Source organism: Myroides odoratus, from assembly GCF_001549985.1.
GTDB classification, from domain to species: domain Bacteria; phylum Bacteroidota; class Bacteroidia; order Flavobacteriales; family Flavobacteriaceae; genus Flavobacterium; species Flavobacterium odoratum_A.
Window position 1 is genome coordinate 162,702 of sequence record NZ_LROZ01000007.1, and the last position, 11,863, is coordinate 174,564.

General features: G+C 35.0%; 11 protein-coding genes. 6 read left to right on the forward strand and 5 right to left on the reverse strand.

The genetic code is table 11. The features are described 5' to 3' along the window. Positions 1-18: 18 nt before the first annotated feature. A complete protein-coding gene (locus AWV75_RS09850) occupies positions 19-1,770 on the reverse strand; it encodes a hypothetical protein (protein ID WP_060874195.1) in 1,752 nt (583 codons plus the stop codon). A gap of 755 nt (positions 1,771-2,525) precedes the next feature. Between AWV75_RS09850 and AWV75_RS09855 the strand changes: the two genes are divergently transcribed. The 3 genes from AWV75_RS09855 (at position 2,526) to AWV75_RS09865 (ending at position 5,696) form a co-directional block, all read left to right on the forward strand. Beyond that, positions 2,526-3,158 carry a helix-turn-helix domain-containing protein gene (locus tag AWV75_RS09855; protein ID WP_060874196.1) on the forward strand — a complete coding sequence of 211 codons (633 nt, stop codon included), beginning with the start codon at positions 2,526-2,528 and terminating at the stop codon, positions 3,156-3,158. A gap of 245 nt (positions 3,159-3,403) precedes the next feature. Next, the gene (locus AWV75_RS09860; RefSeq protein ID WP_060874197.1) at positions 3,404-4,558 is read left to right on the forward strand and encodes a helix-turn-helix domain-containing protein; all 1,155 of its coding nucleotides are present in this window, start codon (positions 3,404-3,406) and stop codon (positions 4,556-4,558) included. A gap of 4 nt (positions 4,559-4,562) precedes the next feature. After that, complete coding sequence (locus AWV75_RS09865) at positions 4,563-5,696, forward strand: hypothetical protein (RefSeq protein WP_060874198.1); 1,134 nt, start codon at positions 4,563-4,565, stop codon at positions 5,694-5,696. A gap of 127 nt (positions 5,697-5,823) precedes the next feature. Here AWV75_RS09865 and AWV75_RS09870 read toward each other — a convergent pair whose 3' ends face one another. Beyond that, positions 5,824-6,699, reverse strand: coding sequence for an AraC family transcriptional regulator (locus AWV75_RS09870; protein WP_060874199.1), 876 nt, complete (start codon positions 6,697-6,699; stop codon positions 5,824-5,826). Between the two features lie 181 nt (positions 6,700-6,880). Between AWV75_RS09870 and srmL the strand changes: the two genes are divergently transcribed. The 3 genes from srmL (at position 6,881) to AWV75_RS09885 (ending at position 9,703) form a co-directional block, all read left to right on the forward strand. Then, positions 6,881-7,915 carry a PheS-related mystery ligase SrmL gene (gene srmL, locus AWV75_RS09875; RefSeq protein ID WP_060874200.1) on the forward strand — a complete coding sequence of 345 codons (1,035 nt, stop codon included), beginning with the start codon at positions 6,881-6,883 and terminating at the stop codon, positions 7,913-7,915. A gap of 194 nt (positions 7,916-8,109) precedes the next feature. Beyond that, entirely contained in the window at positions 8,110-8,451 is a 342-nt protein-coding gene (locus AWV75_RS09880; protein WP_060874201.1) for a YciI family protein, read from the forward strand. 1 nt (position 8,452) lies between these two features. Next, complete coding sequence (locus AWV75_RS09885) at positions 8,453-9,703, forward strand: RNA polymerase sigma factor (RefSeq protein ID WP_082711063.1); 1,251 nt, start codon at positions 8,453-8,455, stop codon at positions 9,701-9,703. Between the two features lie 50 nt (positions 9,704-9,753). Here AWV75_RS09885 and AWV75_RS09890 read toward each other — a convergent pair whose 3' ends face one another. The 3 genes from AWV75_RS09890 to AWV75_RS09900 all read right to left on the reverse strand — a co-directional run bounded on the left by AWV75_RS09890 (position 9,754) and on the right by AWV75_RS09900 (position 11,859). Beyond that, on the reverse strand, positions 9,754-10,347 hold the full coding sequence (locus tag AWV75_RS09890; RefSeq protein ID WP_060874202.1) for an FMN-dependent NADH-azoreductase: 594 nt from the start codon (positions 10,345-10,347) through the stop codon (positions 9,754-9,756). A 93-nt stretch (positions 10,348-10,440) separates the two neighbouring features. Beyond that, complete coding sequence (locus tag AWV75_RS09895; RefSeq protein ID WP_060874203.1) at positions 10,441-10,977, reverse strand: dihydrofolate reductase family protein; 537 nt, start codon at positions 10,975-10,977, stop codon at positions 10,441-10,443. A gap of 12 nt (positions 10,978-10,989) precedes the next feature. Next, positions 10,990-11,859, reverse strand: coding sequence for a helix-turn-helix domain-containing protein (locus tag AWV75_RS09900; RefSeq protein WP_060874204.1), 870 nt, complete (start codon positions 11,857-11,859; stop codon positions 10,990-10,992). Positions 11,860-11,863: the final 4 nt, after the last annotated feature.

The window sequence follows — 11,863 nt, forward strand, 5'->3', positions numbered from 1 at the left end:
AATGTATGGGTGTTGTTCCTATTGAGCTGTAAATTCAATCACCACTTGATACGTTCCACCAGGTAGTGCATGATACATACTACCCGTTCCAATATAAAAATCGACTTGAGCACCACTAATTGTGAGATCGGTTACATTACTTGTAATATAGTTTCCATTTTTAGCCAATCGAATGCTAATAATATCGCTAACTTGTGTCATTCCATCAAGGAAATTTTCAATCGTAACTCCTGAAGTTACCGCAGTATTTGCTTCAATATCAGTTGTTCCTTTATAGAGGTAGATATCTTTTCCATTTTCTTGATTTCCTGTATTAATTACTGTATTGTTTACAATTTTATCACCTAAGATCTTTTTGATGGCCACACTATTGTCGACAATAACTTGAAATACAGTTCCTGAAATATCAATCGGTGTTTTAACTTCTACTCCTCCTACTTCTTTTAATACAAATAAACTATTTGCTGGAACTTCAACGCCCTCATTATCTGCCGCTGCAATAGCCGTCTCAGTAAAATAAACGTTTCCTCCTTGGCGAATGATGTTATTTATAATCTCGTTGATTTCATTGCGAATTTCTTCGTTATTGGTAATGGAAGTCAAAATATCTGCTGTTACATTGATATAATCAACAGCTCCACCTTCTGCGCTATATTGATAGTAAATTTCTCCCTTTTTAATGTCAGCTTTTATAGGTGCTGTTCTGCTATCTTCATAACTAAGATCATCTCTATCAGCTACAGCAACGGCTCTTTTTATTTGTGTTTTCGTTTCTAAGGCTTCTAATACATCGGCTAAATTAATAGTCACATATTGCGTACCATCGAAATATTGGAAAACCCAATTTGGATCTGTATCATCACCAATATTTTTATAGATAACATTTCCTTCAACTTCTGAAGCTATTAGTTTAATAATCTCTTCAACCGTATAATATTCATTAGTTGTCCCTGGTTTTAGTATCGTTGTCGTTCCATCCAATATTGTTTCAATATTTTGGATGACTGATTCAGGTACATCAATAAATACAACACCTGGTCGCAAAGTAGTACCATCTGTTTCAAAAGGTGTAGTTGGCACTATTCCACCGTTTGCAATAATAGTTTCTTCTGCTATATAGTAGAATTTAGCGGCATTTGCAGGATATTCTAAAATAGTTGTTTTTGATTCATGCCCATTGATTAATGTAACCAAATCTGAGGTAATATCTTTGGTTCTATAGTTGGTCCCATCGTAGTATACATATTCTATTTTAGGTGCTACTGCTGGATTTTCACCATTTGCTTCTTGACCAGGCGTATAAATCAGTCCTCCACCTAAGGTATCATCACTTACTGCTGGATCAACTAAATTATTAGAAGGATAGACTTTGGTTAGCAATTCAATTACTTTGGTTATATCTCCTTGTATATTCGTAATACTACCAATAGCTTCATCCAAAGTCATTTGATCTACAATTCGCTCCCAATGAGCCTCAACAGGAGTAGCGCCTACTCTTTTTTCTACCCAAAAATAAAATCCTGGTTCAACACCATTTTCACCCGTTGTCGTATTGGTATTGTATACTAAAAGACTCTCTACCTCAGCTCCTTGAATAGGACTAAATTCGGCAGTAGAGGTTAATGCTATTCTCGGTATTAATACTCCTTTATCTGCTGCTTTAATCTCTAATTGTGATGCATCTGCAGGTCTCGGTGTTCCTATTCCCACTTGTGCGTTAACTACATAAACAGAGCCTACTAAAGCAAGCATTACCGTTACTTTTTTCATACATTTTATATTTTAATTATTAAAAAATGATATCCAAAACCCATGTCTTATTAGCATTTCCTGTATTGGACTAGTGCAAATGTAGGTTGGCTCCTAAAGAATTGATTTACAAAGTGTAAAAACAAACAGACAGATGATATAATAAAAGGTAAAATTATTTTGTCTCCATTAAACACTGGGAATTTGACCTGTTTTACAAACAATAATTTTTATTCCGGATTGAGCCAATTAAGGCAAATATTGAACTCTAAGCACCTTCTCTAACTTCTTGAAATGAAAAAATGCGAATTTATAATCTTCATTTTTACAACCGAACAGAAACTAGTTCAAACAAAAATCAAGCAACAGCAGGATAAACCAATACCTCCAAAATCATGCTATCCTATAGTAGGATGACCAGGTGTAAAAAAAATCACATATACTAAAGCTAACCATCCTTTAAAATCGCTAAAACTAGTCTTGAATGTTCGTCATATTCAGACAAAATCCAAAAAAAATCCAGTCATCCTTTTGTAGCAGGTACGTTTAAATATTTACCATTTTTAACACCCAATACACTGATTTAAAATCAATTAAATAAATGTAAAAAAAGTAAAATTTACTTATTTACCCCGATTTGAACGATGCTAAAAACAGCATATACAATAAGAAAATAGGTTTTTACGCTTTGACGTATTTTATTCTCAAATAGCGTGTTTTTTTGCTGTGTAGAATCAAACACCTGCTTAGCCTGTGTTTCTAATATAGTGATGATTATGAAAAAGATTTTTGAACTGACTACGACAGAGAACATACTAGAAAAGCTCAAATTGCGATTAGGGATAAAAAAAGGAATGGAGTTAGCCGAGGCATTTAATGTCAAGGCCAATACGTTATCGAGTTGGAAAATGCGCAATTCTATCCCATACGAAAGAATATTACGCTTGTGTGAACAATATCAGCTTGATTTAAATGAAATATTTTATGACAATTACCACACCTTCAACGTAAAAGAAGATTTGAAAGAAATTCCTCTTCTTTATCTTACCAATCATTGGGAATACTATTTTAATCCTACTTTTCAATGGAACAATCTACCTCAGGTTTATTTTCCGCAGCATGTTGATTTTGATATTATCATTCAACTTCCTAAAGCCAATATAATTAAGCTAGAAAGTAAGTTGAGTTTTTATTTTTGCAAAAAAGTGGAGGGAAGTAATTTAGTGCTCAATCAACCGTATATCATGATTATCAAGGATAAAGGGTTTGTTCATAGCGAATTAGTACACCTTGATCCTACTGCAAATCACTTGGTATTGAAGCTTACACCAACAAGTAAACTAAAAGTTGCTGCTAAAGACGTTATTGAGATATTCCACTGTAAAGGATTATACCATCCCATCCAATAAAAAAACACCCCTTATTTTAATTTTTCACTAACTCCATAGCATCTGTGGGTTAGCACCTAACCTTTTCTACCCGCTTTCGGTTTGTAGAACAGGCTTCCTCATCTTGTATTCAACCAGATGAACCATTGTTTTTCAATCTTATTTCATTGAAAAACAATGGCATTTTGACCCCAAAAAGACTATTGTAGAACCTACATAATTACTTGCCTATACGGCGATAAATTATTAAATTAGAACTAATTTAAATGATTAATCATATTAAAACGATGGATCTTCTAAAATACTTATTGATTTCGATCCCCATGATTTCCGCAATGACTTGCGGCATCATTTTTATCATTGTTTTTCACAAGAGTTTATCTGCTACAGAGAATAAAATTCGCTGGACACTCGGCGGATACTATCTCTTGATGATTTTTATGTGGTTACTCACCAATATATCTTTAGAACATTATAAAGGTAGGTTATTTCTTGTGCCTGTTTTTTTCTTGTTGATTCACCTTACACAAGTTGTATTCTATCATTTTATATGCTATATATTACCAAGTAAAGAAGCGTTTAATCGCTTTCACTATAAACTAACATTAGCCATCTTTATCATGTCTATTATTTTGGTCTATGTATTGCTTTCTACAAAAGGATATAAAGATTTAGACCTGTACTCTTTCTTTTATCGTTACCTCTATATCTATACCTCCTTAACGATGATCTATTATACTAGCTTATGTTGGTTGAGATTATATCAATACAACAGAGAAAAGTTTGGTTTGATGTTTCATGCGAACCAATTGAATTGGATTCATTTATTATTGGTTTTGAGAACCATCTTTTCCATCCTATTCACATTCAATAATCATAAAATCCTATCTATTGACATTGCCATTATCCTATTAATTCCGTTACAACATATTGTCGTAACCTATAACCTATTACAAAAAAACATCGTCAATAAATTAGTTAGTCAATACCGAACCAATGTTATGTTGCCTTCGGGACAAATTGTAACAGTTGACAACAAAGGAGCTATAGATAATTTACCTGTTGAATCTGCCTATGACAATACTTACGTAGAAGCAACTAGCTTGCTGACACAAGAAGATATACTCACTTATTTTTCAAAAGATAAACCCTATTTAAACAAAAGTTTTAAACTGGATGACTTGGTCAAACATTTTAGTATTAATCGAACGTATATTTCCAAATTCATCAATGTAACGTTTCATACCAATGTGAGCCAATTTATCAATCAATGGCGATTAAAAGAAGTGGAAGAATTGCTTCAAACCAAGCCTGAATTAGGTCTTGAGGAAATAGTCCTTCTCGCTGGTTTTTCCAACTATAGGCATTACCAAAGATCCAAACAAATCATTCATCAAAATAAAATAGACCTAAATCAATAAAATTATGGATTTCGAATACTTATTCTTAGTGATTTCTTTTTCGGCATCGATTTTTTCGGCCTTATTTTGTTTGGTCTTGATTACGCTAAAAGTATACGATCATTCGTTAGACTTTTTCACGAAAAGATTATCCATCGCGTTGATGTCTTTTTACATCGTTAGTATCATTTTCTTTGTTACTATCTTTTTTTATGTCTTTGATTTAAAACTATACTGGTGGTTTAAAGGCTTGAATTTTCAATCCGTTTTATTACTGCCTATTATTTTTTATCATATTGTATTTAAATTATCAAGATTGAAAAAAGATGAGAAATTTAGTTACTACCACTATGTCATTTGCTTTTTGATTGGTATCTCTTATATCATCTATTCTAGGGTAATGCCTCACACGCCTTTAGTACCTGGGAATGAAATCAATCTCAAAAATGCCTTATTTTTTGATGATGGTAGAATCATCACTCGAATTATATACAATACAGTGTATTTGTCTTTAGCGCTTTACAGGCTCCTTAGATATCGAAAACACATTAGTAATTATTCTTCAGACACCAGTCAAAACTCCTTGACTTGGATGTATAATATATTATTAATCAGTATTTTGATATACCCTGGTCCTATTTTGTTCTACTTGATTCCCGATATGAAGAACAGCTTGCTATTTGGTCAATTGATTCCCAACTTTCTATTTATGTTTTTTAATATTAGTTTATGTTACAATATTTTCAGCCAAAATTTCAATCTCGTTTATGAAGATATTATCCTTGATTCTGATGAGGTAGAAACCAAAAAATACAAAGAAGTTGTCATAGATAAAGCAACCTTTGAACAGTATCTTTTTACTGAAAAACCATTTTTAAATCCTCAATTAAAAATTACAGATCTGTTGCCTGATTTAATGACGAATAGAACCTATCTGTCTTCCTTTATCAATACCACCTATCAAATGAATTTCTCTCAATTTATCAATAAATGCAGATTTAAAGAGTATTTGGATTTAAAAGAAACCTTGGACCAGAGTAACTTAAATGAAGTGGATATTATTTTGGCTAGTGGCTTTCGAAGTTATGAAAGTTTTAAACGAACGGAATCGCACTACTATAAAACGATGATGTCAGGTGAGGTATATAGCAATACGTAGTTAGACTGTATCCTATTTTAGGTTCAAATAGGGTACAGCAATCTACCTCATCTTCTTACTTTTCTCTCTAATAGTCAAACTTCTTTTTTAGTCTTGAACTCTTACTACTTTCTAGTAAACACTACAACTATCCTTGCTTTCTAAAGCCATTAGGCGATAGTCCTGTATGTTGTTTAAAATACCGACAAAACAAACTGGGATCCTGAAAATTAAGCTGATTACTTACTTCTTTCACTGATAAATCTGTTGTTCTTAATAACGATTTTGCTTGTAGTACGACAATATGATTGATCCATTTCAATGCGGATTTACCCGTCTTTTTACGCAATAAAGTAGTTAAATAAGAGGGTGTTAAGTTCAATTTTTCTGCATAAAAATGGATATCTCGATGTGCTATCGCCTGTTTAGAAATCAATGTGTAAAACTCATCTATAATCGTTGTACTGCGATCTTTTATTGCATTTACTCTGCTACTTAGCCCTTCATGAGCTTCCATAATCATATGCATCAACGCAAGCAGATGATACCTGATAATGGTATTCTTTTGGGTACTAGCAGTAGCGTGATAAAATCGCTGTAGATACAACAGAAACTCCCTTTGTACTTCTTGTTGCTCTGAATGAAAATGAAGTAAAGGATTGGAACGCACTTTATCACTATTGACAAATTCCCATAACTGAGGAATGGAACTAATCAAATTAATCGATAACCCAATCGTAATAATCTCAATATCTTCACTTTCTGCTTTGACGTCAATCATTACATGAGGCAAGGCGAGTATGACATCCCCTTGATTCACTTCATATTCTGAAAAGTGAACTTGTGTCCTCATGCTTCCTTTTAATACAAAACCGAGCAACAGACCTTCAAATTGATGTCTGCTATAGGCATATTGGTTAACGGGTACATCGGTATGGTCTACCAGGAACATCCCCTCTCCTTGTAAGGATGAATCTAGCTCATGTAACGCGTAAAGTTGATCTAAACTTAAGAATAATGTCATACACAAATATCTAAATAAAAGAACATAAAATACGAGAAACACTTTAATTTGGATTTAAAATCGTAAAAAATGAATACAACAGTCAACTAAATGAACAAGATAATCGTTTCAATGCACCTACTTTTGTGTCTTGTAATAGCAAATGCAGTATTCCTGTATTTGAAACTCAAATTCAATGCATATGAACAACATTTCGAACCCAATTCACGAAAAAAGAAGAAAAAAACTTCACAACAATCCGTCGCATCCCATTTATTTATTAAAGAAAAAGATTCAGTCTTTCTTTAGCGATTTTACCGTGTTTGATCACTTGGAAGAGGTTGTATCTATACAGGATAATTTTGATAAACTATTGGTTCCACTGGATCATCCGGCGCGTTCTCCCCATGATACCTATTACGTCAATGAAAATTTTGTCCTGCGCACCCAAACTTCAGCACATCAGAACCAGCTGTTAACGCAAGGACATCATCAATTCATTGTGACTGGGGATGTATATCGAAAAGACACCATTGATAAAACACATTACCCTGTCTTTCACCAGATGGAAGTGGTAAAAATACTCCCTCATGGAACGGATGCTTTAGTCGATTTAAAACAAACCCTACTGGGGTTAATTCAATTTTTATATCCTGGAAAAGCCTATCGCTTCTTGGACGATTACTTCCCTTTTACCTCCCCTTCTTTACAAATAGAAGTTATGGAAGATGGGGAATGGATGGAAGTACTTGGCGCAGGAGTCATACACGCCGATATTTTAAAGCAGTGTAACATTGAGGCTACAGGTTGGGCTTTTGGTTTAGGCTTGGATCGTTTAGTCATGTCTTTCTGCGGTATTCCCGACATCCGTTATTTCTGGAGCGAAGATGATCGTTTCCTCTCTCAATTTAAAAATGGATTGGTGAAATTTAAAGCGTATTCTAAATTTCCTCCTGTATTTAAAGATATCTCTTTCTGGGTTCATGATTATGCGACAAACCGAGAAGAAAACTGGATAGAATACAACAATCTTTGTGAGATTATACGAGAAAAGGGACGTGATTTAATTGAAAGTATCACCTTAGTAGATACGTATACTCAAACAGGTAAAACCTCTTTGGCCTACCGTATCGCTTATCGATCAAACGAAAGAACGTTACTCAACGAAGAGATTAATGCAATCCAAGAGGCCATTCGAATGGAACTAGCTACAGCTTTTGCAATCACGTTAAGGTAACTGACGATGTTTCAATATACAGCTTTCTGTCACAACGTATGGTCTACGGGCTATACGTTGTTGTTTTCAACATTTTTCCCTTATAGCGACACGCCATATCCTCTATTTTTGATTAAATTAGTGTTTCGATAAAAATTAGTGTCCCCTTTGGGAAGGTTCAATCGTCCTAGAGTAAATACTAAAATAAAAAGACCATGAAAGATTTTATGCTTATTTTCAGATTACAGGATGTGGCTGATGCGAAACCTTCTCCAGAACAAGTGCAAGAGCGCATGAATTGGCTCGCTAGCATTGCGGCACAAAACAAATTGGTAGACCAAGGCAATACGCTTTTACCTACGAAAGAAAGTGCAAAGCACATTCAAGCAAACCAAGTTGTATCCGATGGGCCTTACACAGAGATTAAAGAGTTCTTAAGCGGTTATATTGTCATCCGAACGGAAACAATCGAAGAAGCCGTTGAAATTGCTAAAGAAAATCCCATCTTCAAAATTGGAGGAAGTATTGAAGTACGAGAAATTTTAAAACGCAACTAATTTGAATCATTCAACAAAAGTTCAGGAATTACTTCCGAATCTATTTCGAGAACAATATGCAAAGATGACGGCTGTACTATGCCGTCATTTTGGCTTAGCACATATTGAAATAGCAGAAGATATTGTCAGTGATACTTTTTTAAAAGCAACTGAACGATGGACCTCGGAAGGAATACCTCAACATCCTGAAGCTTGGCTGTATACCGTTGCCAAAAACAAAACCAAAGATTACTTTAAACATCAGGCTGTTTTTGATCAAAAAGTAAAAAGCCAGATAAGCCAAAACACAAATCAAGAGGATGTACTGATTGAACTAGATTCAACGACTAGTACGGATAGTCAATTGGCCATGATTTTTGCTATTTGTGATCCCATCATCCCTGTTGAAGGGCAGCTTTGTTTAGCGCTACAAATTTTATGTGGATTCAGTATAGACGAAATCTCCAATGCACTACTGACCCAAAAAGAAACAATTAAGAAGCGACTTTTCAGAGCAAAAAATCAGTTAAGAGCCAGTAATTTTGAAATTAAAGCGCTTTTACCGACTCAACTTGCCCAGCGGTTGCCTCAGGTGCATAAAACCCTATACCTCTTTTTTAATGAAGGTTATTTTTCTACCAACCACAATCAGGTTATCAGAAAAGAACTTTGTTATGAAGCCCTTCGATTAACGGTCATGCTTACAGCAAATGACAGTACTAATACGGCAGAAACCAACGCTTTACTTGCTTTACTTTGCTATCAAAGTTCGCGATTGGATGCAAGAATAAATCATCAGGGCGAACTTGTTTTATTTGACCAACAACGAATAGCAGATTGGGACACAGCACTAATAGACAAAGGGAATTATTATCTCGTACAAGCGACCAATCAAGAGGAAACATCAAAATACCATTTGGAAGCGGCTATTGCCTATTGGCATACGACGCAAAATCCTGCAAAATGGACTTCTATCTTAGGGTTATATAATCAATTAATCTTAGTGGAATACTCTCCTATAACGGCCTTAAATCGCACCTTTGCTTTTGCCCAAGTATACGGGGCTGCAGCAGGAATAAAAGAAGCTGAAAAACTGGGACTTCTCAACAACCGTTTTTATTATGAGCTGTTGGGGTATCTCTATACAACAGTTAATCCAAGCAAAGCAATTCACTTGTATCAAAAAGCATTGGAATTTCCCCAATCACTTGCAGAGCAAAATGTAGTACACAAAAAGATAGCGGAACTAACTCAACACCAAAATAAAAAATAAACAAGAGCTACGCCCATAAAGGCAATAGCTCTTATTTTTGTACTCCTATCCTATTGAAAATTTTCTACTAGGGCTGTATAATCAGGTGTAAAATTAGGAAAAGCGGTTCCTTCTATTCGGTAGGTCACTACAGCTGTAATGCCAACATAAATCTTCAAAACAGCTTTCAAATAATCCGCTAAATAATCCGGAACGATTCCTGTTGGCTGTATTCCCCCAGACGCTATGGCCAAATAGACCTTTTTCTGTGTAATCAGTCCTACTCGATTTCCCTCCTCGTCATACGTATACGTTACTCCTACACGAACCAATTGATCTAACCACGCTTTTAAATGAGCCGAAACAGTAAAATTATACGTGGGTGTACTTATCACCAGGATATCTGTTTGCTTGATCTTGTCCACTACTCGATTGGCATAGGCTAATGTTGGAATCGAATCATATGCAGGTTGGTCTGGGGCAATATAAAAGCTCTGAATCATCTCAGGGGTATATAACGGTGGTGGATGTTGAACCAAATCCCACGTTTCCACTGTAATTTCCTGTTCTTGTTCTTCTAAACGCTTGATAATAGCTAATCCTAAATTCGTACTATACGACTGTTCTCCTCTTGCACTCGAGGTAAGGTGTAAAATTGTTTTCATCGATTTTCAAGTATTTTCATGTACTGTATAACGATTGAAAAACAACTAGGGGGACACAGATATACGTCTTTTTACGAATTTAGTAGGGTGATTCTATTTCTTCTCATAGGTTAAAATAGTCATGCCTGAATCAAAAGAAGCTTGTGCGGTTAATTTCCAATTGGAAGCGACCAATTGATCGGGAAATAGGCGAATTCCCTCCCCTATGATTTTCGGTGTAAGGGTAATAATCATTTTATCGACTAATGCCGCATTCAATAAACTTTTCACGAGTTGACCTCCACCCACAAGCCAAATATCTTTCGCGCTAGCCTGCTCTTTCAGCGCTTGAATAGCTTCGTGCAATCCTGCAGGCAAAATTTGAGTCTGTGGACTCTCTACTACAAATGACGGGTTAGAAGTAACCACATAGGTCATTTGATCCATATAAGGCCACGGATATCCAAATCCTATAATCGCCTTATAGGTATTACTTCCCATAATACAGGTATCTATGGTATCCACAAAATCTTGATAGCCATAATCGCCTTCATCTAACCCTTGAAAATCATCTAAAAAATCCACACTTCCTTCCTTATTCGCAATATAACCATCTAGGCTCATCGCAATATAGAGTACAACTTTTCTCATATCTATTCTTATTTACTGATTTCTATATGCATTAGGGGTTTGCCCAATGTATCGTTTAAAATAGCGACAAAAAAGAGAAGCATCTGCAAACTCCATTTTATCACTAATCTCTTTAATAGACAAAGAAGTCATCGTCAAATACTCCTTTGCTTTATTAATTACCACAAAACCAATCCAAGACTTGATGGATTTTCCTGTTCTTTTTTTAATTAACGAATTAAGGTGCTGAGGAGTTAAATGCAGCTGTTCCGCATAAAATGAAACCTGTCGTTGCAAATCGCCATGTTCCTGCAATAATTCAAAAAAAGCATCTGTAATCTGATTGATTCTGTTCTTTTGTAGATTCTCTTTTTTGGTCAATGATTGGTATGACTTCGCTACTCCTGTAAGGAGTGAAAAAACAAGGTATTGAATCAACTGATTCAATAAAATGGTTTTTGGTTGTCGATAGTACTTCACAATTAATGTCATAAGCTCCTCAATCATTTCTTGATCTTGTGCAGTAGCATATAACAGAGGCGAATTTAAAACCTCAGTATTGCTGATGAACTCCGGAAGAATCGTGAATTTCTCTATGAAGTCATAGGACATCAAAAAAACGGTTGCCCTAAAATCTTCACTATAAGACAAAGGTTCTACTGTCATCTCGGGTAAGATGGTTAGTATCGCTTCTTGTTCTACGTGATAGTCTACTTTATTCATCTTAATCAACAACGAACCCTGAGTGCAATACACCAGCACAAGTCCTCTAAATTGATACTGCAATTCAAAGAAAGACAATGTTGTCTCATCTTGTGCTTCCACAAGAAAAAACTCTTCCATTAAAAAAGGATAAAATACCTGATATTGGGTATTGAGTTCCGAAATTTTCAAAAGATGCATTGTC

Coding starts and splice junctions, on each gene's coding strand:
- AWV75_RS09850 (WP_060874195.1), bottom strand. CDS start 1,770: ATGAAAAAAGTAACGGTAATGCTTGCTTTAGTAGGCTCTGTTTATGTA.
- AWV75_RS09855 (WP_060874196.1), top strand. CDS start 2,526: ATGAAAAAGATTTTTGAACTGACTACGACAGAGAACATACTAGAAAAG.
- AWV75_RS09860 (WP_060874197.1), top strand. CDS start 3,404: ATGATTAATCATATTAAAACGATGGATCTTCTAAAATACTTATTGATT.
- AWV75_RS09865 (WP_060874198.1), top strand. CDS start 4,563: ATGGATTTCGAATACTTATTCTTAGTGATTTCTTTTTCGGCATCGATT.
- AWV75_RS09870 (WP_060874199.1), bottom strand. CDS start 6,699: ATGACATTATTCTTAAGTTTAGATCAACTTTACGCGTTACATGAGCTA.
- srmL (WP_060874200.1), top strand. CDS start 6,881: ATGAACAACATTTCGAACCCAATTCACGAAAAAAGAAGAAAAAAACTT.
- AWV75_RS09880 (WP_060874201.1), top strand. CDS start 8,110: ATGAAAGATTTTATGCTTATTTTCAGATTACAGGATGTGGCTGATGCG.
- AWV75_RS09890 (WP_060874202.1), bottom strand. CDS start 10,347: ATGAAAACAATTTTACACCTTACCTCGAGTGCAAGAGGAGAACAGTCG.
- AWV75_RS09895 (WP_060874203.1), bottom strand. CDS start 10,977: ATGAGAAAAGTTGTACTCTATATTGCGATGAGCCTAGATGGTTATATT.
- AWV75_RS09900 (WP_060874204.1), bottom strand. CDS start 11,859: ATGCATCTTTTGAAAATTTCGGAACTCAATACCCAATATCAGGTATTT.